Source organism: Pseudomonas sp. P1_C12 (assembly GCF_056406435.1).
Map to the genome: position 1 here is coordinate 45873 of NZ_JBFUAE010000012.1, position 25737 is coordinate 71609.

Sequence of the window (25737 nt, forward strand, 5' to 3'; positions counted from 1 at the left end):
ATTTTTTTATATTTGTAAGTAACAGAAGCAACAAGGAAATCTTCCAAGCCAACGCAACACACACGAACCCAACGCAGAGTTCGCTCACGCGAATGCATCAACTGAATATGCGCAATGGGAATGCCCTCCATCGCATCTACTGGTGTAATCCAGCTTTCTGACTCCAGATGGATTGGCGGGTATTTTTTTATCCAGGCAAACTTCCCCACCAAACATTTCAGCTATCCTAGGGGTGAGCTGAACACGCCTTAGTAATTTGAAGCTAAACGGACAATTGCATCGCGACTGCCTGCTTGCTCTCGAAGTAAAAACTTCTGGATTTTCCCAGTCGCAGTTTTTGGCAACTCCGTAAAGATCACTCTGCGAGGGCATTTGAATCGAGCAAGACGGGCCTGGCAGAACACAATTATTTCTGCCTCGGTGGGAGGTTCAATACCACTTTTTAGTTCGACAAACGCGCAAGGAACTTCCCCCCATTTGTCATCAGGCTGAGCGACGACTGCGGCATGTAAAACAGCAGGATGACAATGGATGGTTTCTTCGATCTCTACGGACGAGATATTCTCCCCTCCTGAAATAATGACATCCTTGCAACGGTCGGTAATTTGTACATAACCGTTGGGGTGCACAACTGCTACATCACCAGTATGAAACCAGCCGCCTTCAAAGGCTTTTCGGGTTGCGCCTTCATTCTTCAGATAACCCATCATCACGGTGTTGCCCTTGAGCAGCAGCTCACCAGTTGTTTGGCCGTCTTTTGGTACTGGCTGCATAGTTTCGGAGTCAGCGACCATCAAGCCTTCGAAGGCTGCCGCACGAGCCCCTTGGCGTACACGGAAAGCGCCTTGCTCACTCGGTGTTAAATCGTCCCAGCCGTCTTGCCATACGCAGCTAATCGGGGTGCCGGAAACTTCAGTAATCCCATAAACGTGGTCAACGTCGAAGCCTCGTGAGACTACGGCGTTGAGTACGGTGGCCGGAGGTGGGGAACCAGCAGTCAGCACTCGAACCGGAGTTTTAAGCGGAGGACGGTCTGCGGCGTTCGCAATCATGGCCATAACAATAGGCGCCGCACAGAAGTGGTCGACACCATAGTTATCTATCGACTCAAACACCGTCTCTGCGGAAACTTTTCTCAGGCACACGTGCGTGCCGGCCGCCGCAGTGATAGCCCACGCAAAACACCATCCGTTAGCGTGGAACATAGGTAGTGTCCACAGGTAACGAGGAGCCCGAGAAAGCGGCCAGTTAGTCATCTGCAGCATACTCATGAGGTATGTGCCGCGATGGCTGGCGACGACACCCTTTGGATCGCCGGTTGTACCTGAGGTGTAGTTGAGCGCTATCGGCTGCCACTCGTCACTGGGCCATACGCCCTCGAAATCAGGATTACCGCTGCCGATGAACGTTTCGTAATCGATGTCTCCAATGCTTTTGCAAATGGGCGCCAGGTGATCATTGATGTCGATGACCATAGGGCGGTGCTCAAGGAGTCCAAGAGCGGCATCAGCCAGTGCAGCAAACTCTCGATCCACCAAGAGGAGCTTGCATTCCCCATGACGAAGTATGAATGCCACTCCTTCAGCATCCAGGCGGTAGTTAACTGTATTCAGTACCGCGCCGCAGAGGGGTATCCCAAAATGCGCCTCGAGCATGGCAGGGGTATTGGGGGACAGAATTGAAACGGTGTCTCCCGAACCCATGCCTTTTTCGGAAAGTGCTGAGGCTAGGCGATAGCACCGTTCGCGAGTTTCACTCCAGGTTCTGCGTAGTTCACCATGAACTACAGCTATCCGATCCGGGTGCACAAGTGCTGCGCGATCTAGAAAACCAAGTGGAGTCAGGGGCAAATAGTTTGCCTTGCAGTGATCAAGCCCATTCTCATAAGCACCAGGTTTCATGGTGTTGTCTCCTTATTATTGTGATGAAAAGTGGAAAACGCGCTCACCGGCTCCCGATCAGTAACCAAGGTGTTCTCAATACTGGTCTCGTCGGCGTATCCAAGACTCATTCCGCAAACCAGCATCTGGTCAGCGGAGATAGCAAGGACCTCCGAAATAACGTGGTGATATTTCAAAAAGGCTGCTTGTGGGCAGGTGTGCAACTTCCTTCCTCGCGCCGCAACCATCACGGCCTGCAGAAACATTCCGTAGTCAAGGAGACTCCCCTCCTTTAACACTCGATCAATGGTAAAGATCAAGCCGACTGGTGCATCAAAAAAATGGTAATTGCGACCGTGTTGCGCATGCATCCGCTGCTTGTCACCCTTTGCAATTCCCAGCAATCCATAGAGTTCCCAACCTACTTTCCTTCTCCGATCCACGTATGGCGAAGTCCATTCGCGTGGGTAATATTCGTATGCGTCTTCAAGGTTGTTGCTGAGTGACGGATTGTCGTCAATTTCCGCGATGGCGCATGAAAGCTGAGTCTTTGCTTCTCCAGTGACAACATGGACGCGCCAAGGCTGCATGTTCACTCCCGTTGCGCAGAATCGAGCGATATCAAGGATCGATTCAATTTCTTCGCGTGGCACAGGAGTGGGCAAAAAAGCCCGAATGCTGCGTCGTGAAGCTATCGCCCAATCAACCGTTTGGCTAAGCAGTTCAGACGATACTGGCGGTTGGGATAAGCGATTCATTTTCATGCGTTAGAGTCCACGGATTCAGTTACAGGCGGAGGCATCACGGTATTAGCTAGACAGGGCTGGGGCCTTTCTGACTTGAGTAGAGTCTGCGCGCGACTGGTTAATCATGGTGACTGCGGCAGCGCCAATAAGACCAGCAAGGCTGATAGCCATGAAGTTTTTCTCAAGCGGAAGGTTTAGTGATACCAGCCAGCCGATGAGGATAGGTGCGACGATAGCGCCAATTCTTCCTACACCAGACGCGAAGCCAACGCCGGTTGAACGAATCGATGACGGGTAGAAATCCCCAGCGTACGCATATGCCAACAGCTGGGTACCAAGAGTCGATGCCCCGACAGTGAACACCACTGGAAATAGCAAAGTTGTTGAGCGCGTATAACCCAAAATTGTTAGAGCAATTGCTCCTACGATATAAAAGCAGACCAGTACGTGTTTGATGTTTAGTTTGTCGCTCAACCATCCTCCGCCAATTGCACCGGCGATGGCCCCCACATTGAAAACAATCACAAAGTTCAACGCGGAGCCAAGACTGAACCCAGCCATCGCCATAAGCTTGGTCAACCAGGAGTTAAGGGCGTACACCATGAAGAGGCCGGTCATGAACGCAGCCCAAATCATTACGGTGCTAAAGCCTCGACCATCCTGGAACAAGTTACGAACTGGCGCTTCCTGGTTTTCCAATACTGTGGCGTTTCCGGTCATCACAGTGTTTTCGTCGATAATGAGCGCAGGGTCTATCTTGCGAGCGATAGCCCGTAGCTCATCCTGACGTCCGGTTTTAAGCAGGTAGCCTATGGACTCAGGCATGGTCTTCAGGATCATAGGAATCAGAAGCACTGGCAGCAGCGCTACGTAAAACACCCACTGCCATCCATGACTCTCAATGAGTTGCTTGCCAGTGAGTGCAACCAAAATACCGCCCACGGAGTACCCCGCGAAAACGAGGGTCACCAGGCGAGTACGGAATTTGAGTGGAGAAAATTCACCCATCTGAGCGGTACAAATTGGCAGTACTCCGCCGATGCCAAGGCCCGCGATGAAGCGAGAAATGCTGAAGCTAATCGGGTCACTGGTGAGACCAGCCCCAGCAGTGAAAATACTGAACAAGGCCACACAGATTGCGATCATCCTGGGACGCCCAATACGGTCAGCTAGCGTTCCAAGAAATATCGCTCCGAGCATCGTTCCGAAGAGCGCAGAACCAGCCATGATGCCGGCGCTGGTTGGATCAATGTTCATGTCCTTCATGATCGCCGGAAGGGCTGCACCGACTACAGCGAGGTCATAGCCATCGATTATCAGAATGAGGACACACCAAAATAGAATGAGCCCATGGAAGCGAGTGAACTTCGATTCAACCGCAAGTGCATAAACGTTTACCGGCTGCATATCGCGTCTCCTTCGATCTTGTTTTTGTTTGTGAAGTGCCAGGCACCCGGTCTTGGAGGCATATCGAGGGGGGACGCACCGGTTGAAGACTCGGTGGTCTGCTTGAGATGCGACGCTTGGGCTACCTGCGTCGCATCGTAGGAGTTGGGTTTGCTGCGGCCTATGCCCTACGACATCGTTCTGCTTGACCGATTTGGACACCCATAGCAGGCCAGAAACGACCAATATGATCTTGGGGAAGAGATTTCCATCGGCATTTTGGCGGGTGAAACGAGTTGCAGATCTCAGTACGTAATCTAGCGGGGGAAGTAGTTCTTTTGTTCCGGAAGAAAGGCTTTTAGCTTTCGCCCGGTTCTTCAGCATTGGAGCGGCGATATGCGCCAGGGCTCACTCCCGTCCACTTCTTGAAGGCACGGTGAAATGCACTGCTTTCTTGGAAGCCTGTGCGAGCAGCTACTTCGGTTACTGTCATATTTGGCTGGCACAGCAGGTTTATCGCCATGTCGCGGCGCAGATTGTCTTTCAAACGCTGATAGCTCACCCCCTCGGCTTGGAGCCTTCGCTGAAGCGTCGAATATGACATGCCGAGCACTTTTGCCACCTTATCCAGCTCTGGCCATTCCTCTGGATTCAGGTCTCTCAATCTCATTCGGATTTGGGCGCTGATGCTGTCCTCGTTACGATATTTTACCAACAGACTAGCAGGCGACTCTTTCAAGAACGTCGATAGGCTCGCCTTGTTTTGCACGACCTTGAGGCTTAGAAAAATACGGTCAAAACGAATCATCGTAACTGGAGCGCCAAACTGAATTTCTTCACAAAAGCGCATCCGATAGTCGCTATCGTCGAGCGGTCGATTCGGTCTAAAGCAGAGTTCCTTTATCGGAATGCGTCTGTTGCCCAGCCAGCAGAGCAATCCATGTACCAAGATCAGCCATGTTCCGTAGCTAAAGAGGCGGCGCTCAATTCCTTTGTCATGGATAACGATGACGGCGGAGTCGTCTTCAAGCCTCAGCTCACCGTGAATATCGTCCAATACGAGGCGTAGAAATTTCAGAATCCGCCGCAACGCTTGCTCTAACGACTCGCAGTCAATCGAAGCCTGGCACATCAATCGGAAGCTACCTCGTCGCATTGGATGGCTATCGATTCCGAAAAACTCATCGTCGAGTAGATCTGAAAGAGCGACCCACAGGCGAGAAAATGCAGCAGCCGAAACCCTGGCTTGGGGAGACGTAAGGAGTTCCGGATCAATGCGTGCTTGCTGCAATGCGATGGATGTGTCCAGTTGGCGTCGCAATGCGCCATCGAGGGCTTCATGCACCAATCCAATTGAAGTAGTTCCCTTGTCCTGGATGAGCATGCTTATTCCTCTGCGCAGTTGAAATCTGACTTTATGCTGATTCTCAAATCTCTTCGGCAGGTCTCTGCTTTGAGCAACCTGACGAGCCTGAATTATTTATCTACGTTCCAGCTTCACAGCATTGCATGTCAACCCGAAGGTTTTGTTAGCAGGGAGCCCATTTGCAACCCCTCCTTCTAGCCCTCGATGCCTGGCCTCGATTATCCAAAGCATTCAACCAAGCTGAGGCGTTTGAGCATTGTCGGGGCCACTGATCACCGACAATATCCGTTTAAGAATCTCCAGCGTGGCTTACACCTGAAGTAAACCGGCGGCCGGCTATGCGGCACTGCCAATTTGTGAGGAAACATCATGCGCATCGAAAACTCAGTCTTCCTGATTACTGGCGCAGGTTCTGGACTCGGGCTGGCTTCGGCGCGTGAGTTGGTGGACCGGGGTGCAAACGTGGTGCTGGTCGATGTGAACGAAGCCGCTGGTGTAGCTCGCGCTGACGAGCTAGGAAAACGTGCGATTTTCGTGCGAGCAGACATCACCAGTGAAAGTGATTGCCGTACAACAATTGCCTCTGCAGTAGGCGTCTTTGGCGCGTTGCATGGGGTGATCAACTGCGCGGGGGTTGCTCCAGCCGAACGGGTTTTAGGCCGTAATGGCGCACATGGGCTTGAGAGTTTTCGCCGAACTATCGAAATCAATTTGATCGGTAGCTTCAACATGGTTCGCCTTGCTGCTGAGGCTATGGCGGGAGGAGAGCCCGATGAAGAAGGTGAGCGCGGCGTAGTCATAAATACGGCCTCTGTCGCAGCTTTTGACGGTCAGACGGGCCAAGCCGCTTACGCCGCGTCCAAAGGTGGAGTGGCTGCCATGACATTGCCCTTGGCACGCGACCTGGCTCGTTCAGGCATCCGTGTTATGTGCATTGCACCCGGAATATTTGAGACCCCGATGATGGCGGGTATGCCTCAGGACGTGCAGGCATCATTGGCAGCCAATGTGCCGTTCCCTCCACGGCTGGGACGGCCCTCCGAGTACGCGGCGTTGGCAGCGCACATCATCGAAAACGCCATGCTCAATGGTGAGGTGATTCGTTTGGATGGTGCTTTGAGAATGGCCGCGAAATAGCTCGAGCTAAAGGTCTGTGATCGGGCACAAGCCCCCCAACATGAAACAGAGGATTCAGTTATGAGCCATACCGACCCTATCGTCATTGTCAGTGCTGCCCGAACTCCGTTAGGAGGCTTTCTTGGGAACTTCAAGGAAGTCACCGCTGCGCAGCTGGGTGCGGTTGCAATTCGTGCCGCCGTGGAACGAGCCAGCCTGCAGCCCAGTGACATTGGCGAGGTCATCATGGGATGCGTGCTACAAGCTGGGCAAGGCCAGGCTCCGGCTCGCCAAGCTGCCCTGTTGGCGAATCTTCCGGAGCAAGTGGTGTGCTCAACAGTCAACAAGATGTGCGGCTCTGGCATGAAAGCGCTGATGTTCGGCCACGACCTTCTCCATGCCGGGAGCGCGGAGGTGGTGGTTGCCGGAGGTATGGAAAGCATGTCAAACGCTCCCTACCTGTTGGAGCGAGCTCGCTCAGGCTATCGAATGGGCCACAGCAAGATCATTGATCATATGTTTCTCGATGGGTTGGAAGATGCCTACGAGAAAGGCCGGCTCATGGGCACATACGCCGAAGACTGTGCTCAGAGTTATGGATTCACTCGAGACCAACAGGATCAGTTCGCGATCAGCTCGTTGACCCGAGCTCAGAAGGCAATTACCGAAGGGCGTTTCCAGGACGAGATTGTCCCTGTGCTGGCTTCCTCTGGCCGTGAGACGGTTTCGATTGAAAGCGATGAACAGCCGGGTAAGGCCCGGATCGACAAAATTCCTACGTTGAAACCTGCGTTTCGCGAAGGCGGGACGGTGACTGCGGCGAACTCCAGTTCTATTTCGGATGGCTCGGCTGCCCTCGTGCTGATGCGCCTGTCTGAAGCTGAGCGTAGAGGCCTTACACCGTTGGCCCGGATAGCAGGTCATGCATCCTATGCGCACGCTCCCGGCCTCTTTGCCTCCGCTCCGGTCGGTGCGATTAAACGCTTGCTAGAGCGAACCAACTGGTCAATGCAGGATGTTGATCTCTTTGAGATCAATGAGGCCTTTGCCGTGGTGCCCATGGTTGTTATCCGAGACTTGAACGTCGGACATGAGCAATTAAATGTCCACGGTGGGGCATGCGCTTTGGGGCACCCGATTGGCGCGTCAGGCGCGCGTGTTGTTGTTACGTTGGTAAATGCCTTGAGGCAGAACACGCTAAAGCGTGGCATCGCTTCTGTTTGCATTGGTGGCGGCGAGTCGACCGCGATTGCTATCGAACTCCTCTCATAGAGGAGCGTTGACTGGCTGTAACAAGTCTCCCGCTGCGCCTCGGAAATCTTTTTTTGCGCAAAGAATTTGTCTGTGAACTACCGGCCCCTAAAAGTTGATCATGTCGAAGGGGCTGGCTTGATCTCGCTTAACCGCCCAGACGCGCTGAATGCGATCCACGCAACGCCTGGCCAGAAAGAAGGGATGCGAGCATTTGTGGAGAAACGCGCAGCTAAGTTTTGAGCGTCAGTGTCGCGAGTTTAACGCTGCAGAACCCAGGAGATACCGTGGCAGAGAAAGAACTGTATTGGGAAGACCTCACCCCAGGTAGAACTTGGACAGCCAAGCAATCAGTTCCTATCACAACGGAACAAATTATCGCCTTTGCTGCCGAGTACGATCCTCTCGATATTCATATAGATCCTGACCTTGCCCGTTCGAGTCCGCTTGGGGTGCACTGTGCCAGCGGGGTACAAACCTTCGGTATCTCGCAGCGGTTGATGTGTGATGCCCTACTGCTTCAATCAAATGTCGTGGCGGGTGGGAAGATCGATGGTTTCAGGATGGTTGCTCCAGTAGTGCCAGGAGACATTCTCAAGCTCTCAGCTCAAGTCGTTCGATCACTCATCCACGCGGGAAACCATGAACGAGGGTGGGTTGTGTTTAAAGTCGACGTCGCTACGACGGGGGGAAAAACCGTCCTTGTTTATGAGGTGACAGTATTGATACTACGCAGGAGCGGTCAGGGTGGGTCTGTACCTGGAAGCGTTGGCCAGCATTGATACTCGTGTGGCCCTCTTTTGGCCGGAAGCGCATGGTAGCGCCAGCCAGGCGTTACTCAAGAGACCCAGGAGATGCTTGATCTCTGCGCCGAGAAGAACACCCGCCTCTCTCGAATGAGATACAAGGAGGCCCTTATCGGGCCTTTTTTGTACTCAAACCAAACTCACTTGGTCAGCCAAGACTCGACGGTGTCGGAGCCATATGTCGCTTTCCACTCTTTCAAGGTTCGGTGATCCCCGTCCATTGTCTCAACGACAACATCTCTCGCAACACCTTCAATGCCCGGCCAAATGTTCAAGATCTGCCAGAAAGCGTCCATCTACGTGTTCCCCTGCGGCTCACTGACTGGCGACAACGGCAATGACGCAATTATCTCAGCGTGGCAAACCTCGAGTATTTCATCAGCCAGAGAAGAATCATCTGGGCAGGCGCGCGACAACATGACTGCACCGATTGCATGCGCCAGCATGTCGATCATTTTTGCCCGTACCCCATCCTGCGGCGCCTCTTGCCTGGCCTTGTACTTTTCTTCGAGCGCTGCCAGCGTGCTTTCTACCCCGCTGGCAAAGGTGGCCTTCAACTCATCTGATTGACGCGCAGCGTCTCCACAAAGGGCCGCCATGGTGCAACCACTGCCCCTGCCGTCTCGGTGATCCCTCGACACATACAGATCGATGAACTCAGCAACCTCGAGACCTTCGGAACTGGTCAGCGAATGCGAAAGGCTGTTCGCTGCCGCTTCAGCCATCAAATCGGCCTTGGAGCCGAAGTGCTTGTAGAAACCGCCTTGCGTAAATCCGGCTGCTGCCATGAGTTCAGCCACCCCCACGCCATCGTAGCCACGCTCGCGAAACAGCTCTGAAGCCGTCTCAACGATGTGAGCTCTATTGGCGAGTGATTGCGCCTTGGTGATCTTCATTTCCTGCGCCTCTGCATCTCAAAGCAATGCCTCCATCATACTCTGATGTCGATCATAATCAAAAGCATTGACAGTTTTGAGCATGATCGACATCATAAATGCGCCAACGCGAATCTTCCCTGGCACGGCGCATGTCGCCTTTCATTAATCAACGAGTATGGAAACGATATGAACGATAAGACGTTATTTGAGCCGTACACGCTCGGCTCGCTGACACTTTCCAACAGAATCGTGATGGCTCCGCTGACGCGTAACCGTGCGGCAGAAGGCCTCGTCCCGAGCGAGTTCGCTGCAACCTATTACAGCCAGAGAGCCTCTACAGGCCTGTTGATCTCCGAAGCCTCGCAGATCTCGCAGCAGGGACAGGGCTACCAGGACACGCCCGGTATCTACACGCAGGCGCAGATTGATGGCTGGCGTAAGGTCACCGATGCCGTCCACGCAAAAGGCGGACGAATTTTCCTGCAACTGTGGCATGTCGGACGTGTATCGCACGTTGACCTGCAGGAGAACGGTGCCGCTCCGGTAGCACCCTCCGCTCTGCGTCCTGCGACCAAGGTGTTCGTCAATAATAGCTTCGTGGACGTTTCAGAGCCGCGAGCGCTTGATATCAGCGAGCTTCCCGGGATCGTTAATGATTTTCGCCAAGCGGCGGCAAATGCCATCGCTGCGGGATTCGATGGCGTAGAGATCCACGGCGCAAACGGCTATTTGCTGGATCAGTTCGTCAAGGACGGTGCCAATATCCGCACCGATGCCTACGGTGGCTCGATTGAAAACCGCGCTCGCCTACTGCTGGAAGTGACGGCGGCGGTAGTAGCCGAGGTCGGTGCCGGACGCACAGGCATCCGTATATCGCCAGTTTCGCCAGCCAATGGTGTCTCCAGCAGCGAACCGCAGGCCCAGTTTGACTACATTGTCGACCAACTCGATGCCTTGGGCATTGTGTACCTCCATGTGGTCGAAGGCGCGACTGGCGGGCCGCGCGATGTTGCGCCCTTCGACTTTGGTTCTTTGCGCCAACGCTTCAAAAACACTTACATCGCGAACAATGGCTACGACGTGAATCTGGCCACCTCTCAACTCAACGATGACAAGGCTGACTTGATCGCCTTTGGACGTCCCTTCATAGGTAACCCGGACTTGGTGGAGCGCCTTAAAACCGCTGCCTCTTTGTCGACATTCGATCCTGCGACCCTGTATGGCGGCGGTGCAGAAGGCTACATCGACTACCCAACCCTTGCCGAGTCCAGTACCCGGCACGGCTAAGAATCACGTCCGTGCACGTCCTCCGGACACCGCGCACGATTCGCCTATCGATATCCGAAACCGAGGATCAATTCATGAGCATCCCTACCACCGTTCTCATTACCGGCGCCTCCACTGGCATCGGCGCCACCTATGCCGAGCGCTTTGCACAGCGCGGGCACGACCTCGTACTGGTTGCCCGCGACAAAGGGCGGCTGGATGCTCTTGCAGCCCGGCTGCGTGAGAAACACAACATCACCATTGATGTTCTCCAGGCTGACCTGACCCAAATCAGCGATTTGACTACGGTCGAGGCTCGCCTGCGCGACGACGCCAGTATCGGCATCCTGGTGAACAATGCAGGCGCCGCACAATCCGGCAGCTTTATCGAACAATCCACCGACAGCGTTGCTCAGTTGGTTACGCTCAACACTACCGCACTGGTACGGCTTGCCAGCGCCATCGCCCCACGCCTGGCCCTAGCCGGGGACGGAGCGATTATCAACATAGGCTCGGTCGTTGGCCTGGCACCGGAGTTCGGGATGACGGTCTACGGCGCGACCAAGGCGTTTGTACTGTTTCTCTCTCAAGGTATGAGCCTGGAGCTGACGCCCAAAGGCGTCTACGTGCAAGCCGTTCTGCCGGCAGCCACTCGCACCGAAATCTGGGAGCGAGCGGGCGTCGATATCAATACCCTCAGTGACATCATGGAAGTGGGTGATCTGGTCGATGCGGCGCTGGTCGGTTTTGATCGTCGCGAGCCCGTGACCATTCCACCCTTGCAGGACGCCGCACGTTGGGATGCCTTGCAGGGTGCACGTCAGGGCTTGCTGTCGCAGATCAGGCAATCCGATGTCGCCGAGCGTTATCAAGCCAAGGCGTAATCATCGTGCAGCAGGCGCTGGTGCGCAGCACTCGATTTAAAAGCGCCTGCAACACAGTCTCACTTGCAGCTTTTCGACCCGCATCACGGGGCCAACATGAATATTCAAGACACAAAACTTCATCCCGGATCGCGCACGCCGTTCGTCAATGCAGCGAACCAATGGATCAAGGTCGAAGGAACAGCGTTCGCTTACCGTGACATAGGCCCCAAGGGTGAGTTGCCGCTCGTTCTGCTTAACCATTGGGGCGCAGTGCTGGACAACTTCGACCCACGGATCATGGATGGGCTCGCAAGCACCAGACGCATCATCGCCACTGACTATCGGGGAATCGGCGCCTCAGATGGCACCGCCCCTGCGACGGTCAGCGAAATGGCAAACGATGCCATCGCTGTGATTCGTGCACTGGGGTTTAAAAAGGTCGACCTGCTGGGTTTTTCACTCGGAGGATTCGTGGCCCAGGAAATTGCTCTGAGCGCCCCTGACCTGGTGCGCAGACTGATTCTGACCGGTACGGGGCCTGCTGGCGGTAGTGACATCGACAAGGTCTGGTCAGTGTCATGGCCATTGATGCTTAAAGGTTTGCTGACGTTGCGCGATCCGAAGACCTACCTATTCTTCACCTCTACGGTCAATGGCCGGCGAGCCGCCAAGGATTTTCTGAATCGCCTGAAGGAGCGCAGGAAAGATCGAGACAAAAATCCAACGCCAATCGCTTTTTGGCGGCAGTTGAAAGCCATTCACGCATGGGGCAGACAACCCCCACAAAATCTCAGTCGCATACAGATACCGACGCTGATCGCGAACGGAGACAACGACATCATGGTGCCCACGATGAACTCTACCGACTTGGCAAACCGGATCCCGAATTCACAACTGATCATTTACGAAGACGCAGGGCATGGCGGAATTTTCCAACATCATGCCGACTTCGTGGCGAAAGCAACGGCATTCCTGGATGCCTGAGCGTGTTCTGCCATTCCCCTTTGAAACTATGAGAGTTGAATCAACATGAAGGCATTTCTAATCGAGCGTTACGGCAAAAATAATGGCCGTTTCGCCGAGGTGCCCGCACCTGAGGTGGGTGCACATGACGTCCTGGTTCAAGTGCATGCCACAAGCGTCAACGTGCTTGATTCAAAGATCAGTACAGGCGAATTCAAACTGATCTTGCCGTACTCATTCCCGTTGATATTGGGCAATGACCTGGCTGGGGTGGTGGTTGGCGTGGGCTCAGCTGTGCGGCGCTTCAAGCCAGGTGACGAAGTCTACGCGCGCCCTCCTCAAGAGCGCATAGGCACTTTCGCCGAGCTTATTGCGGTGGAAGAAAATGCACTCGCGTTGAAACCCGAAAATATCAGCATGGAAGAAGCTGCCTCCCTCCCCCTGGTCGCTCTGACGGCCTGGCAGGTGTTGGTTGAAACCGCCAGGTTGCAAAAAGGGCAGAAGGTCTTTATTCACGCCGGTTCCGGCGGTGTTGGCACCATCGCCATCCAGCTCGCCAAGCATCTGGGCGCCTTCGTTGCGACAACCACCAGCACAAACAATGTTGAATGGGTTAAAGCGCTGGGAGCGGACGTCGTCATCGACTACAAGAAGCGAAACTTCGAAAGCGTTTTGCAGGACTACGATGTCGTATTGAACAGCTTGGGCGCGGATGAACTGGAAAAGTCGCTCAGCATTTTGAAGCCTGGTGGCCAGCTCATTTCCATCTCGGGGCCGCCGACGCCGCAATTCGCTGAAGAGCAAAAACTGTTCTGGGGATTGGGTTGGGTGATGCGTTTGTTGAGCAGCGGTATCCGCAGAAAAGCTCGCAAGAAGGATGTCAGCTATGCGTTCGTTTTTATGCGCGCGAGCGGTGCTCAACTGGGTGAAATCACTGCTCTCGTCGAGTCCGGCATTATCAAACCGGTGGTCGACCGATCCTTCCCTTTCGAGTCAACAGCGGATGCTTTGAGCTATGTCGAACAAGGACGATCCAAAGGTAAGGTAATCATTAAGCTCACGGGAAGTTCGCTATCGCCAGGAGTATTGCCGACGGCGCAAACGGGCTGAAAACCGAGCAAAAAAGGGCCCTTCTCTGGCCCTTTTGTACTCAATCCAAATTCACTTGGTCAGCCAGGACTCGACGGTCGCGAAGCCGTATTCTGCTTTCCATTTTTCAAGCAGGGGTAGCCTGGAGTCACAGTCCAGTCGTTACGCACATGTCCTCTCAAACGCCTTCAATGCATGCTCGCATTTGAACCCGGTGACTCCACTGGGTAGATCAATCGAGGCTCAATTGTTGGCGTATCTATCTCAAGAGGAGCCAGCGCGACTGGAAGCTTGAAGCGTCGTCGGCCCGACTGACCCACGTAGACTGCAGTGCCGACGACACAATCCTGACCAGATATCAATCCAACTGATGCCGAAAAGGTAAGTCCGGCCCGTTTTTACCGCAGGTCAGGGCCGCGGCGCTGACGGCAAAGTCGAGCATTGCGTCGATCTGTTCACGGCCCAAGCGTTGCAAGCCCTCCACCGAATCCAGCTGCTGCTCGGTCAGCCAAGCGATCAATGCCGCCTGGAAGGTATCGCCGGCGCCCACGGTATCGACCATCACCACGGCACGGGCCGGCACCGACCAAGTGCCATGGCGGCGGCTGAAAACTGTCGCGCCCTGACCGCCACGGGTGAGGAATACCAGTTGGCAGCGGTGTTCCAGCCAGCCCTCGATCACGCTCTGCGGATCACGCTCGGGGTAGAGTAGGTTCAGGTCTTCGTCACTGACCTTGATCAGATCGGCATGTTCGACCAGAGCGCCGATACGTTCGCGCCACAATTCGATATTCGGCTCTGGGTTGAGTCGCACATTGGGGTCAAGACTGATCAGGCGTTTGCCACTTTCCTGGCAGACCAGAGCCAGCAGGGTATCGGCAATCGGCTGCACCACCAACGAGAACGAGCCGATATGCAGCCCTCGCACCTCAGCGCCCAACTCAGGCAAATGCCCCGGCAACAGCTGACGATCAGCGCAGCCTTCGCCGCGAAAGCTGTAATGCGGCGAGCCATCGGCACCAACGGCGACCATGGCAAGGGTGGTCGGTGCGTCGAAGTCCTGAAGGTAGTCCAGGCGCACGCCCTCCTCCTGCAATACTTGCTGTAAACGCCGGCCCAGGTAGTCGGTGGACAACCCGGCAAACAGCGCCACGTCGATACCCAGGCGCCGCAGCCCGACGGCGACGTTGAACGGTGAACCGCCGGCAATGGCCTTGTAGTTTATTTTTGAAGCTTGAGCTCCGGGGTCGTTTTCACTAAAAAAATCGAACAGCGCTTCGCCACATACCAGATACATAGTCGTTTGCTCTTTAAAAGTTCGCTACAGGTTGTTGATAGCGTCAATAGGCCTGTTGATAGGCAGCCACGCTAGCTGCGACACTCTCGCTCAAGGAGAAGAAGTGGGTTCTTCATCTGTGATCGTGAAGTCAGCTCTACTGCTGGCCGAAATCACAAGTTCGGCATTCGGAAGGTCGTTGCAACGAACTTTTTCATAGGAAGTAGACTCATCGAACCCGAATGATCGCCATCGATCAAGCAGTCGCGTCTCCAGGGTTTTACGGTCAACCTGCAGCATAATGGTGGTGTCAAAACAGTCCCTTAAGGACGACCATGGGGCAAGATTCAATAGAAGGTAGTTTCCTTCTACGATGAGATATTTCACGTCAGAGGAAACCAATCGTCCTGCGGCACGGGATATCTCCAGGTTACGATCGAATACTGGAACGGCAACCGTTGGTTCGTTGTTCGCACGAAGCCGCAGCAGCAGACTCCTGAAGCCACCCACATCGAATGTATCGGGGGAACCCTTACGATCTAAAAGGTTCAAGGATCCAAGAACCGCGTCATCATAGTGAAAGCCATCCCCGGGAATGACCGCTGCACTCCCCGGCATAATACTATTAAGGGCCTCTACCAAGGCCTCAGAGACGGTGGACTTGCCTGCACCAGGCGGCCCCGCTAGCGCAACGACAATTCGATTACCAGACAGAGACGTGACGTAGTCAAGTAGCTCTATGCTTACTATTGTGTTTGCGTTGGAAAACATGCCAGGTTTCTCGTCAGCAAGCGTCGCTCAGCCCCCCATACCGAGATACGTGAAGCTTGAACAATACTCATGGATACATAATGACAACAGGATCAGCAAACCTCTAAGAGGCCAATGACTGTTCGGCTACTGCGAGTACCTCGCAGCAGCCATTACCCGCATTCCAGATGTGGCTAGATACCCCTATGCCACCTGACTAAGCCGCATATGAGTCATTGGTCAGCTTGCCAGCCTTTGTACTCCATAACATTAGTTCGGGTTACAAGTGAGGGTTGAAGCAGTACCGTTGTGCTTTCCAAGGATTTGCCATTCAGCAGGTCGTTACCCATCGTTACGGCCTGTTGTGCCTGGCCCCAAGGGGACTGAGAGGCAGAAGCCTGGATCTGTGTATCGCTTTTGAGTGCTGTCTCTATATCGGGAGCCCCATCCACCGATGCGATAATGATGCCTTTACGCTTGAGTTGTTTTGCTGCCAGGTCTGCACCTATGGCTTGGGGATCATTGATAGCGAACACCGCATCGATTTTTGCAAAGCGAGTCAGGTCGCCTTGCATCACGCTGTAGCCACCTTCTCGCGAGCCTTTGGCATCCTGATTATCAGACAGTACCTTAATGTCAGGTGCCTGTGCGAAAACACTCTTACACCCATTGACACGATCCAGGACTGCTGAAGTCTGCGTACCATTCTGGATAATAACGTTACCCTTGCCACCAAGCTGCTCGGCAATGTACTGACAGACTATCTTGCCGGCTTCAACGTTATCTGTCTGTACCGTGGCGTTGGCACCCTGCACCATGACATCAACCCCCACAACCACTATGCCGGCCTTTCTGGCTTTGGCAATCGCAGGTGCAATCGCTACAGGGTCGACGGCATTGACAAGAATCAGGTTTACGCCCGCCGAAATGAAGTTATCGATCTGGGTGAACTGCTTGTTTAGATCGTAGTCGGCCGAAACTGAGGTGAATTTTGCGGCGGGGTTGATCTGCAATGCCTGCGCTTTGGCGCCATTTACCATCGCTACGAAATACGGATTTCCCAGCGAGCCAACGGTTATCCCGACGGATTTCAATTCTTGCGCTTGAGCGGTATTAAATGCCAGGAGTGCACAAGCAGCGGCCAATATTGTTTTTTTCATGAGCACAGTCTCTTATTGTTGGAGTATTAGAGGAGTTTTATAGAGTTCAGGTTCGTGCGCCGGTCTGCCGAAAACGATCGAGTGCTACCGCCCCGATGATGACGACACCCTTGATGATGTATTGCCAGATATCCGAAACGCCCAGCAATATCAGACCGTTGGAAAGTGTCGCGATGATTAGGGCGCCAATCAGCGTGCCGACGATGGTGCCGACGCCGCCGGTGAAACGTGTGCCACCCAGGATGACGGCGGCGATAGCGTCGAGTTCATAGGACTGGCCCATTTGCAGACCGTTGGCCGCCATCAAACGAGCGGAAGTCATGATGGCCCCCACACCTGCCAGCAAACCGGATATGGCGTAAACGAAGAGCAGGACTTTCCAGACCTTGATTCCCGATAACCGCGCGGCCTCAGGATTGCCACCCACTGCGTAAATCTGTACGCCTAAAACCGTCCGACGAAGAATGAGCCACGAAAGAGTCACCACTACCAGCGCGATGACAACCAGCCATGGCACCCCGAACAACGTATCGTTTCCAATGAAGGCAAATGACAAGTCGGGGTTGAACACCGTTTTGTCTTCGCCGATGAGGCGTGCGATCCCACGCATCGCCGTCAATCCGCCCAGTGTGACTATAAACGCAGGCAGCTTGCCAAAAGCGACCAATACGCCATTGACGAGCCCGAACAACAGGCCGATTCCAAGCCCCGCAGGGATGGCCAGAGAGGACAATCCGGGAACTTGCGATACCAACAGTGCCACTACCGCGGAAACAGCCAGGATCGAACCCACTGAAAGGTCGATGCCCCCGGTCAAAATCACGAAAGTCAGGCCGGATGCCAATACCACATTGATAGAGGCTTGTTGGCTGATGATCGAGAAGTTCTGCGCCGAGAAAAAGCTGTCGCTCATCAGGCTGAAGCCCACACACAGGAGCAACAATACGGGGAGCATGCCCGCTACCCTCATCAGTTGGCGCATTTTTTCCTGTGCGCCAGGTCCGGCAATGTTCCGCGCATTGGGTGTGATGAAGTCACTTGCTACTTTGCGTTGCAGTGGGGAAGTCATTGAACTAAGTCTCCGTTGGCTAGAGTCAAGCTGTCGCTGCCAGTGGCAAACGCGATAATGGTTTCGGGTGTGATATCAACACCGCTGCGGCCACCGAGTTCGGCGACAAGTTTCCCTTCACACATGACCAATACACGGTCAGCGATTCCAACAATCTCTGGCAGTTCACTTGAAATCATCACGACACAAACGCCGGAGGCGGCCAATGCATTGATTATTTTATATATCTCTGTTTTGGCTCCAATATCGACACCCGAGGTGGGTTCGTCCAAGAACAGCACTTTGGGCTTCATCTCAAGCAGACGAGCCAGCAAAACCTTTTGTTGGTTGCCTCCAGACAGCGCGCCGACATTGATGTCTGGAGCTGCTTTGATATTGAGTGCCTGAATGGCTTGTTCGGTCCGTCCGGTTCCAGCCGTCCGGTCCACAAAACCCGTCAAAGAAGCATCATTTCCCAATACACAAACATTGATATTGTCGTGGACACTCATATCGAGAAAGAGGCCCAAGGCTTTACGGTCTTCTGTCAGATAGGCGATACCTGCATTGCCTGCATCGCGAGGGGAGCGTATGGCTACAACTTCGCCGTCCAGTTCAATGTGTCCACCCGAGTATGCATCGACACCTGCAATTAATCGGGCAAGTTCTGTTCTCCCTGAGCCCACCAGCCCTGCAATCCCGAGAATTTCGCCGGCATACAGATCGAAACTGCAATCTCGAATTTTTAAACCATCAGTAAGGTGGCGGACACGTAGTACCGGTTGCTCGTAAGAACACGTAGCACGCTCATGGGCATAGAAACCGGAAACATCGCGCCCCACCATCATCCGGACCAGGGTTTCAGCCGATAGCGTGCCACGGTCCAGCGAACCCACGTAACGACCGTCTCGGAGCACCGAAACAAAATCGGACAATGCGTATATCTCAGCCATTCGATGGCTGATATAGATGATCGCGACGCCATCATCACGTAACTGGCGAATCAACGTAAATAGACTTTCAGTCTCTTTTGAAGACAGCGGCGTTGTAGGCTCATCCATCACCAGGATTCGCGTATCGGCATGAATTGCACGGGCGATTTCAACAAGTTGTTGGTCGGCGATCGACAATGTACCGACCAGCGCGTGCGGATCAAATGTGACGCCAAGTCGCTTTAGTACAACCTGCGCGCCTTCGGTCATTGCCTTGTGGTTTACAACCCCACATCGACGAATTTCCCTACCCAGGTAGATGTTCTCGACCACGCTCATATTCGCGCACAAGCTGAGTTCTTGATAGATAACTGAAATGCCATGGCGCTTCGCATCGTTCACGCCATAGTTTCGAATATCACATCCATCGATTCGGATCGTGCCACTGTCGGCTATATAGGCCCCCGACAGAATTTTCATCAGAGTGGATTTTCCGGCGCCGTTTTCGCCCATTAGCGCGTGGATTTGTCCAGGAAAAATACTGAGATCGATGTCATGCAGGACGCGTACCCCATTGAATGACTTCGAGATGGCACGCATTTCCAATAGGGCAAGAGGTGGACTTTCAGATCCAGTGCTCAGCATAGCGGTTAACTCCTTATCTACCGATTTGAGAAGCAGTTGAAACCTCTCATCGGTGTTCTTGTTCGAGAAACATAGTCCAAAGGAAAGCGCTTGCGCAAGCGCTTTCCTTTCCGCCAGAAGGAAAGGTGAAAAGGTTAGGAAAGCGCTTGCGCAAGCGATTTCGTCTCGGCTATGCTTTTTTCAACAGCGTCCCTGCGTGCCATTAACGGTTCGCCATGTGATCGCGACAATAATAAAAAAGGAGTGCCCGGCTATGCTGCATAGCGGATTCCACCATCTCGCCTCAGCCACTTCAGGTGCACAGCGCACCTCGCTGGGTCTCTCTCGAAATGACGGGCCCGTCCCGGCCTCAATTCATAGAGCCTCCGACACATTTTCTCGCTGTGAGCTTTACAATGGCTTACCGCTGGGCATGAGTTCAGCGCTATCCATGAAATCACGTGAGAAAGGAGTGGTGCACAGTGGGCGCAAAGATGAGTGATGTAGCGCGAGCCGCGAACGTATCAATGTCTACGGTATCCCACGTACTCAACGGTACTCGCAAAGTACATCCTGACACCGTCCGTAGCGTGAATCAGGCTGTAGAGTCCGTAGGCTATATTCGAAACTCGCTCGCTCGATCTCTGGCTCGCTCCTCTTCAGGTGCTATAGGGGTGGCGATTGCTACGCTGTCGAACTATTACTTCAGTGAAACAGTACGTGCCATCGAAGCGGCATGTGCGAAAAGCGGCTTGATGATGATTCTGGTCAATACGCAAAAAGATCCTGAACAAGAGCTTAAAGCGGTCAAAGCACTGCATGAGAGACGTGTTGACGGCATTGTACTCGCCTCGGAGCATGACCCAGAAAATAGAGTATTTAATTACTTGAAGGCCAACAAGATACCCACGGTTCTCATCGATCGACTTCTGTCGACGTCTTTCGATCAGGTGGGGGTAGAGAATAAGCAATCATCTCAAGAGTTGATTGCACACTTGATTAAACTTGGACACCGGCGTATCGGGATGGTATCCGGACGATTGAGTCAGTCTTCTTCTCACGAGCGAATTGAAGGTTACCGTGCGGCCTTGGTTGACGCAGGAATTCAGTACGAAGATCAATTAGTTTGCTGTGGTGAATCGGCGATTGCGCCGGCAATGGAAGCGACTCGCGGTCTACTGGCGCTAGAGCACCCGCCTACCGCAATAATGACCGCTAACAACTTGATGACCATTGGTGCAATGCAGGCCCTTCGTGAAGCCAGGCTTGAGGTGCCAAAGGACATCGCACTGGTCGGCTTTGACGACTTCGAATGGGCGGATGCTTTTAGCCCCCGACTGACAGTTATAGCGCAACCTCTCGAGGAGCTCGGAGCCCAGGCTGTGAAGCTTTTATTGAAGCGTATCAAGCAACCTGATGGGAGACGTCAGACTATTCGATTGAAACCCTCATTAATCCAGCGAGATTCTGGCGGCGTTCCCAAATGACTGTACTCAGGGATTTATCCTGAGGGTCTAGCGGTTGCAGGCGTGAATTATTTTACTTTTGTCCACGTCTCGCCGTCTAGATAACTTTTAAACTAAATGACCAGCATCTGGTTTCAATTTGTCGTGCACGCATATGTATGTTTGCTTTTTCACTTAAGCGACCGGCTTTCGGTTTTTTTTGAGCTTTCAATAATTTCGCCAAAGAGATAAGCGTCTATTTAGATCGCGATTAAAAATCGCTGACCTCGTGGAACGGAGTCCGATAGCCGATTGTAACAACAAACCGCAGAACCTGTTTCTGTCGGGGCGTCTCTGCATGTGCAGATTTACAAAACTCCCAAATTTGAATCGTTGATTGAGACGGCTGAAGCCGTATTGGCAAAGAGAGGCTGAGCATGAATAACTACAACAAAACGAATGATGTGACTGCATTGCCGGCATGGCGCAATCTGCTCGACCATCGGGAGAGCATGAAAAATTTTAGTATGCGCAATGCCTTTCAAGATGACAGTAAACGCTTTCAAGACTTCTCCTTGGCGGGCTGCGGGCTGTTTCTGGATTACTCCAAAAACCTGATCACTCACGAGACGCGCTCATTGCTGGTAAACCTTGCTCGCGAGGCTGGCGTGGAGCAGGCAGCGCATGCCATGTTCAGTGGAGAAAAAATCAACTGCTCCGAGGGGCGTCCTGTGCTGCATACCGCGCTGCGGCGACCAGTGGGGGAACCTTTGATGGTCGATGGCCGCAACTTGATGCGCGATGTGCATGGTGCTCTGGCGCAGATGACTGACGTTGTGAGTCGTATCCATAGCCATCTTTGGCGTGGTTACAACGATAAGGTCATCACTGATGTCGTAAACATTGGTATTGGTGGCTCATTTCTGGGCCCTGAGCTTGTCTCTGAAGCACTCGCGCCCTTCGCTCGGCATGGGGTGCGGTGCCATTACCTGGCTAACATCGACGGCAATGAATTCCGAGAGGTTACAGCCGATCTGAACGTAGAAACAACGCTGTTCATTATCTCAAGCAAAACCTTCGGTACTCTTGAAACGCTGAAGAACGCGCAAGCTTGTCGAAGCTGGTATCTGGCCAAGGGCGGGACGGAAGAGAAGCTGTATCGCCACTTCATTGCTGTGACAAGTAATCGTCAAGCTGCGCTGGATTTCGGCATCCGTGAAGCAAACATTTTTCCTATGTGGGACTGGGTCGGTGGCCGTTACTCACTATGGTCGGCAATTGGCCTGCCGATTGCTCTGGCCATTGGCATCGCTAACTTTAAGGAACTGCTGTCCGGCGCGTACGCTATGGATCAACATTTCCTGAATGAACCATTGGAACAGAACCTTCCCGTTCTTTTAGCGGTACTTGGCGTTTGGTATCACAACTTTTGGGGTGCGCAAAGCTATGCGTTCTTGCCCTATGACCATAACCTGCGCAACTTCGTGAAACATCTGCAGCAGATGGACATGGAGTCCAATGGCAAAAGTGTTCGTCATGACGGCACGTCAGTTTCCTACACCACTGGCCCAGTAATCTGGGGTGGCGTGGGATGTAACGGACAGCACGCTTACCACCAGTTGTTGCATCAAGGGACGCCTCTAATTCCAGCCGACTTCATTGTGCCTGTGGTCAGCCACAACCCAGTGGCTGATCATCAGGAATGGCTGTACGCCAATTGCTTGTCTCAAAGCCAAGCGCTGATGCGAGGCAAAACCCGCGCTGAAGCTGAGGCAGAGCTAAAAGCCAAAGGCCTTTCGTCCAGTGAGATTGAACGACTGGCGCCGCATAAGGTAATTCCCGGTAACCGGCCAAGCAATACAGTTGCTCTTGAGATCATCAATCCACATAGCCTTGGTGCGTTGATCGCCCTTTATGAACACAAGGTCTTTGTCCAGGGTGTAATTTGGGGAGTCAATTCGTTTGATCAATGGGGCGTGGAGTTGGGCAAGGAGCTAGGCAACAGCGTCTACAACCTTCTGACTCGCTATGACGCGGAACCGGCAGATGATTCCTCGACGCAGGGCCTTATAGATTTCTTCCGGGGACGTCATCGTGGTTAGAGCCTCATAAGATTGGGTGGGACTAATGCCTTCCAGTCTTGGAGAAAACGAATGCCATGTAGTCGTGCCTCCGCGCATGTATTCACTCCTGTTGTACTTCTGAGGCTACAGGGTGATCGATCGGCCCTGCACCGTGATTAAGGAAGTTTGGGCTTCCAGGTTCGCGGCCTGAAAATACATTCCAAAGGGTAAAACTTACGACGATCAACTAACTCATTGGTTAAGTAATAGCTTGCTTACCGTAGTCACTCCGCACTGGCACTGCCTGGGTTCTTCTCATGCTTTGGCTCAGGTAATACGGTGCGCTTTCTATTCGATTTAACCTATTTCCCATTCGGGAACTTGTGCGTGGAGCTAGCTGCGTACTTGGTTACAAAGCGTGCTGACTCGCGTTATCGACCTTGTCCAATAAATATAAAAAACAAAAGGTGTTATGAATGAACGTTAAAACTCTCAGTGCAGTTCTGGGTGTGTCCTTTGCTGTCGGCTTTCTGCCTGTTGACGCGTATTCAACAGACTTCAGTGGTTATTTCAGAACCGGAGTGGGGGATTCTACTCAAGGAGGGAAACAGTCGTGTTTTCAGCTACCGGGCGCGCAGTCCAAATATCGCCTTGGCAACGAATGTGAGCAGTACATGGAGCTGGATTTGCGCCAGGATCTGCTTTCACTGGACGACGGCTCAATGCTTAGCGTTGAAGGCATGGCACAGTTTTACAACGAGTATGGCCATGAACCAAAATTTGACGGAGAGCACGGCTATACGCGGATGAGCCAGCTCTACGCAGAGTGGAGCAAGATGCCGGCATTGAATGGCGGTTCTTTCTGGGCGGGCCGTCGTTACTACAATCGAAACGACATCAATATTTCCGACTACTTCTACTGGAACCAAAGCTCAACGGGCTTTGGGCTCGACCAGGTCGCCTTGGGAGATCTGAAATACAGCTACGTGTTCTCACGCAAGGACAACGTCTTCCAAAAGGATTTTGTTACCCGACATGATGTGACCGTCAGCGGATTCAACACAAATCCCGGTGGCGAGGTTCAGCTGGGTGTCAGTTATCTGGACAAGCCGAGCCGCGAGGATGCTCATCAGGGCTGGTCGGTGGTTGCCCAGCACAAGCAGGTCGCGTTCCTGGGCGGAGTCAACAAGTTCGCTGTTCAATACGGCCGAGGGCCGGGCACCGCATTGGGTTACACCGGTGATACCACGCTGGATGAGAGCAACAAGAGCTGGCGGCTCGTGGAGTTTTTCGATTGGCAATTGACTCATGCTTTCAGTGGTCAAGTTGAACTGGTCTATCAAAAAGACACGCGCCCTGATGGTGATGATCAGAACTGGTTATCCATTGGTGTTCGGCCAATTTATGCGTTCACGGATCAGTTCAAGCTGATCACCGAGGTTGGGCGCGACCAGGTTGAAGCCGCAGACGGTACCCGAAAACTCACTAAGTACACCATCGCGCCGACTTGGTCACCGAAGGGCCCGGGATTCTGGGACAGGCCGGAATTTCGTCTGTATTACACCTACGCTACCTGGAACAAGGCTGCGCAACGCGCCGCCAGCTTGCAATCTCCGGGATCGGCTCTGTCTGATACCGGTGCGTTTGGTACAGACCTGCAAGGCTCCAACGTAGGGGTTCAGATCGAGTATTGGTGGAAATAAACTCCCTTGTTGACGCCGATGCCGAATTGAACCACGTGCCGACGCAAGACCGACCCACCTCAAAATCAGCACAAATCCGGCACAGACAACGGTTTGTGAGGAATCAGACGGGGTCAGTGACATCTCGGCAACTGGGTGTATTCGGCATCGGCACCAACAACGCTGACCTCTCCACGGAGCAATCACGATGTCGAATGCAGACCTGCTCCCTTCCCTACTCTTCAAGATCAATCAAAACCAGCTAGCCCTCGAAGCCGCGATCATGGCGCTTACCCTTTGGGTCGAGCAGCGCTGTTCGGGTGAGGCTGGAGGCAATGTGCGCAGTGCGCAGGCAACGATCAGCACGAACGAAGAGTTGATCAACATTTCGTTAGCGGTGCTCACGACGCCAGAGTGATCCCACCAACGGTGCTGCTCAATGCATCATCTGATTGCTGAAACGGGTAGGCAGTTGCTCTCTCTGGATATCTGGTGTGGGTCAGTTGATACCCATCGTACTGCAACGGACGCTGTATTTCAGAACTCTTAAGGTTTGCTTAAGGACTTTAAATGTCGCCGGCGGACAGACTTTCCTGAACGATCAGGAGAGCCGCCATGAACCCGCAATCGGTGATATCAAACCATCCATGCACCCTGGTACGGCCGCTGGGTGCCCTGTCCGGCTGGCAGGAGCGCCGCGCCAAGGAGCTGATGCTGCGTGACATGGGCAGCTGCGTTCGCATCAGCGAGATTGCCGAACACTGCAACCTGTCCCGTAGCCATTTTTCCCGGGCGTTCAAAAAGGTTACCGGCCACTCGCCGCAAGGCTGGCTGGTGATGATGAAAATCGAAAAAGCCAAAAGCCTGCTGATCACCTCAATGCCGATCACCGATGTCGTCTATGAATGCGGTTTCGCAGACCACTCGCATTTCACCCGCACCTTCAGCCGCCTGGAAGGGATGACACCCAAGGCATGGCGCCGGGCCTTTGATCATGTAGCGAGCCACCCTGGCCAGTCACCAGTGATTGATCGGGACATACCCGACTGGAGAATTCACGATAGCCTGGTCGACGGCGTGGGACAGTCGCGCGCACAGGAGCTGCACGCGTGAACTGATCGAGGTCGACAAAACGAACGCCTCC

Annotated in this window: 22 protein-coding genes and 1 pseudogene; 12 read left to right on the forward strand and 11 right to left on the reverse strand. The window is 53.5% G+C overall.

Annotated features, from left to right (window positions below):
• Window positions 1-248: 248 nt before the first annotated feature.
• The 4 genes from AC1D19_RS20210 to AC1D19_RS20225 form a co-directional block, all read right to left on the reverse strand.
• A complete protein-coding gene (locus AC1D19_RS20210; protein WP_477764312.1) occupies window positions 249-1901 on the reverse strand; it encodes an AMP-binding protein in 1653 nt (550 codons plus the stop codon).
• The gene (locus tag AC1D19_RS20215; RefSeq protein WP_477764313.1) at window positions 1898-2644 is read right to left on the reverse strand and encodes a nitroreductase; all 747 of its coding nucleotides are present in this window, start codon (window positions 2642-2644) and stop codon (window positions 1898-1900) included. The genes AC1D19_RS20210 and AC1D19_RS20215 overlap by 4 nt, the downstream gene beginning before the upstream one ends.
• Window positions 2645-2689: 45 nt before the next feature.
• Window positions 2690-4033 (reverse strand): MFS transporter, encoded by a 1344-nt coding sequence (locus AC1D19_RS20220; RefSeq protein WP_477764314.1) that lies wholly within the window; start codon window positions 4031-4033, stop codon window positions 2690-2692.
• A 337-nt stretch (window positions 4034-4370) separates the two neighbouring features.
• Entirely contained in the window at window positions 4371-5396 is a 1026-nt protein-coding gene (locus tag AC1D19_RS20225) for an AraC family transcriptional regulator (protein WP_477764315.1), read from the reverse strand.
• A gap of 351 nt (window positions 5397-5747) precedes the next feature.
• Here AC1D19_RS20225 and AC1D19_RS20230 point away from each other — a divergent pair, with 351 nt between their 5' ends.
• From AC1D19_RS20230 to AC1D19_RS20240, 3 genes are all read left to right on the forward strand, one after another.
• Window positions 5748-6515: a 3-hydroxyacyl-CoA dehydrogenase gene (locus tag AC1D19_RS20230; protein ID WP_477764316.1), complete on the forward strand. Its 768-nt coding sequence runs from the start codon at window positions 5748-5750 to the stop codon at window positions 6513-6515.
• A 60-nt stretch (window positions 6516-6575) separates the two neighbouring features.
• Window positions 6576-7766: an acetyl-CoA C-acyltransferase gene (locus AC1D19_RS20235; RefSeq protein WP_477764317.1), complete on the forward strand. Its 1191-nt coding sequence runs from the start codon at window positions 6576-6578 to the stop codon at window positions 7764-7766.
• A 266-nt stretch (window positions 7767-8032) separates the two neighbouring features.
• Entirely contained in the window at window positions 8033-8527 is a 495-nt protein-coding gene (locus tag AC1D19_RS20240; protein WP_477760303.1) for a MaoC/PaaZ C-terminal domain-containing protein, read from the forward strand.
• 164 nt (window positions 8528-8691) lie between these two features.
• Here AC1D19_RS20240 and AC1D19_RS20245 read toward each other — a convergent pair.
• Together AC1D19_RS20245 and AC1D19_RS20250 are read right to left on the reverse strand one after the other, a co-directional pair.
• Window positions 8692-8784 (reverse strand): annotated as a pseudogene (locus AC1D19_RS20245) (transcriptional regulator); the annotation flags it as partial.
• Window positions 8785-8847: 63 nt separating this feature from the next.
• Window positions 8848-9447 (reverse strand): TetR/AcrR family transcriptional regulator, encoded by a 600-nt coding sequence (locus AC1D19_RS20250; RefSeq protein WP_477764318.1) that lies wholly within the window; start codon window positions 9445-9447, stop codon window positions 8848-8850.
• 168 nt (window positions 9448-9615) lie between these two features.
• On the opposite strand from AC1D19_RS20250, the gene AC1D19_RS20255 reads away from it, so the two are divergent.
• The 4 genes from AC1D19_RS20255 (at window position 9616) to AC1D19_RS20270 (ending at window position 13634) form a co-directional block, all read left to right on the forward strand.
• Window positions 9616-10716, forward strand: coding sequence for an alkene reductase (locus AC1D19_RS20255; protein ID WP_477755571.1), 1101 nt, complete (start codon window positions 9616-9618; stop codon window positions 10714-10716).
• Between the two features lie 74 nt (window positions 10717-10790).
• Window positions 10791-11579 (forward strand): SDR family NAD(P)-dependent oxidoreductase, encoded by a 789-nt coding sequence (locus AC1D19_RS20260; protein WP_477764319.1) that lies wholly within the window; start codon window positions 10791-10793, stop codon window positions 11577-11579.
• Between the two features lie 96 nt (window positions 11580-11675).
• A complete protein-coding gene (locus AC1D19_RS20265) occupies window positions 11676-12545 on the forward strand; it encodes an alpha/beta fold hydrolase (RefSeq protein WP_477764320.1) in 870 nt (289 codons plus the stop codon).
• A 45-nt stretch (window positions 12546-12590) separates the two neighbouring features.
• The gene (locus AC1D19_RS20270; RefSeq protein WP_477764321.1) at window positions 12591-13634 is read left to right on the forward strand and encodes an NADP-dependent oxidoreductase; all 1044 of its coding nucleotides are present in this window, start codon (window positions 12591-12593) and stop codon (window positions 13632-13634) included.
• 337 nt (window positions 13635-13971) lie between these two features.
• On the opposite strand, the gene AC1D19_RS20275 is transcribed toward AC1D19_RS20270, so the two are convergent.
• The 5 genes from AC1D19_RS20275 to AC1D19_RS20295 all read right to left on the reverse strand — a co-directional run bounded on the left by AC1D19_RS20275 (window position 13972) and on the right by AC1D19_RS20295 (window position 19424).
• Window positions 13972-14910: a carbohydrate kinase family protein gene (locus AC1D19_RS20275; protein WP_477764322.1), complete on the reverse strand. Its 939-nt coding sequence runs from the start codon at window positions 14908-14910 to the stop codon at window positions 13972-13974.
• 90 nt (window positions 14911-15000) lie between these two features.
• Entirely contained in the window at window positions 15001-15660 is a 660-nt protein-coding gene (locus tag AC1D19_RS20280) for a nucleoside triphosphate hydrolase (RefSeq protein ID WP_477764323.1), read from the reverse strand.
• Between the two features lie 212 nt (window positions 15661-15872).
• Window positions 15873-16799, reverse strand: coding sequence for an ABC transporter substrate-binding protein (locus AC1D19_RS20285; RefSeq protein ID WP_477755565.1), 927 nt, complete (start codon window positions 16797-16799; stop codon window positions 15873-15875).
• 46 nt (window positions 16800-16845) lie between these two features.
• Window positions 16846-17868, reverse strand: a complete 1023-nt coding sequence (locus AC1D19_RS20290; RefSeq protein WP_477764324.1) for an ABC transporter permease subunit — start codon at window positions 17866-17868, stop codon at window positions 16846-16848.
• Window positions 17865-19424, reverse strand: coding sequence for a sugar ABC transporter ATP-binding protein (locus tag AC1D19_RS20295; protein ID WP_477764325.1), 1560 nt, complete (start codon window positions 19422-19424; stop codon window positions 17865-17867). Before AC1D19_RS20295 ends, AC1D19_RS20290 begins: the two co-directional genes overlap by 4 nt.
• Window positions 19425-19885: 461 nt before the next feature.
• Here AC1D19_RS20295 and AC1D19_RS20300 point away from each other — a divergent pair, with 461 nt between their 5' ends.
• From AC1D19_RS20300 to AC1D19_RS20320, 5 genes are all read left to right on the forward strand, one after another.
• On the forward strand, window positions 19886-20890 hold the full coding sequence (locus tag AC1D19_RS20300; protein WP_477764326.1) for a LacI family DNA-binding transcriptional regulator: 1005 nt from the start codon (window positions 19886-19888) through the stop codon (window positions 20888-20890).
• A 395-nt stretch (window positions 20891-21285) separates the two neighbouring features.
• Window positions 21286-22950, forward strand: a complete 1665-nt coding sequence (gene pgi, locus AC1D19_RS20305; protein ID WP_477764327.1) for a glucose-6-phosphate isomerase — start codon at window positions 21286-21288, stop codon at window positions 22948-22950.
• Between the two features lie 437 nt (window positions 22951-23387).
• Window positions 23388-24614, forward strand: a complete 1227-nt coding sequence (locus AC1D19_RS20310) for a carbohydrate porin (RefSeq protein WP_477764328.1) — start codon at window positions 23388-23390, stop codon at window positions 24612-24614.
• Between the two features lie 187 nt (window positions 24615-24801).
• On the forward strand, window positions 24802-25011 hold the full coding sequence (locus tag AC1D19_RS20315; protein ID WP_477764329.1) for a hypothetical protein: 210 nt from the start codon (window positions 24802-24804) through the stop codon (window positions 25009-25011).
• A 197-nt stretch (window positions 25012-25208) separates the two neighbouring features.
• A complete protein-coding gene (locus AC1D19_RS20320; protein ID WP_477764330.1) occupies window positions 25209-25706 on the forward strand; it encodes a helix-turn-helix transcriptional regulator in 498 nt (165 codons plus the stop codon).
• The last annotated feature ends 31 nt before the right edge of the window (window positions 25707-25737 follow it).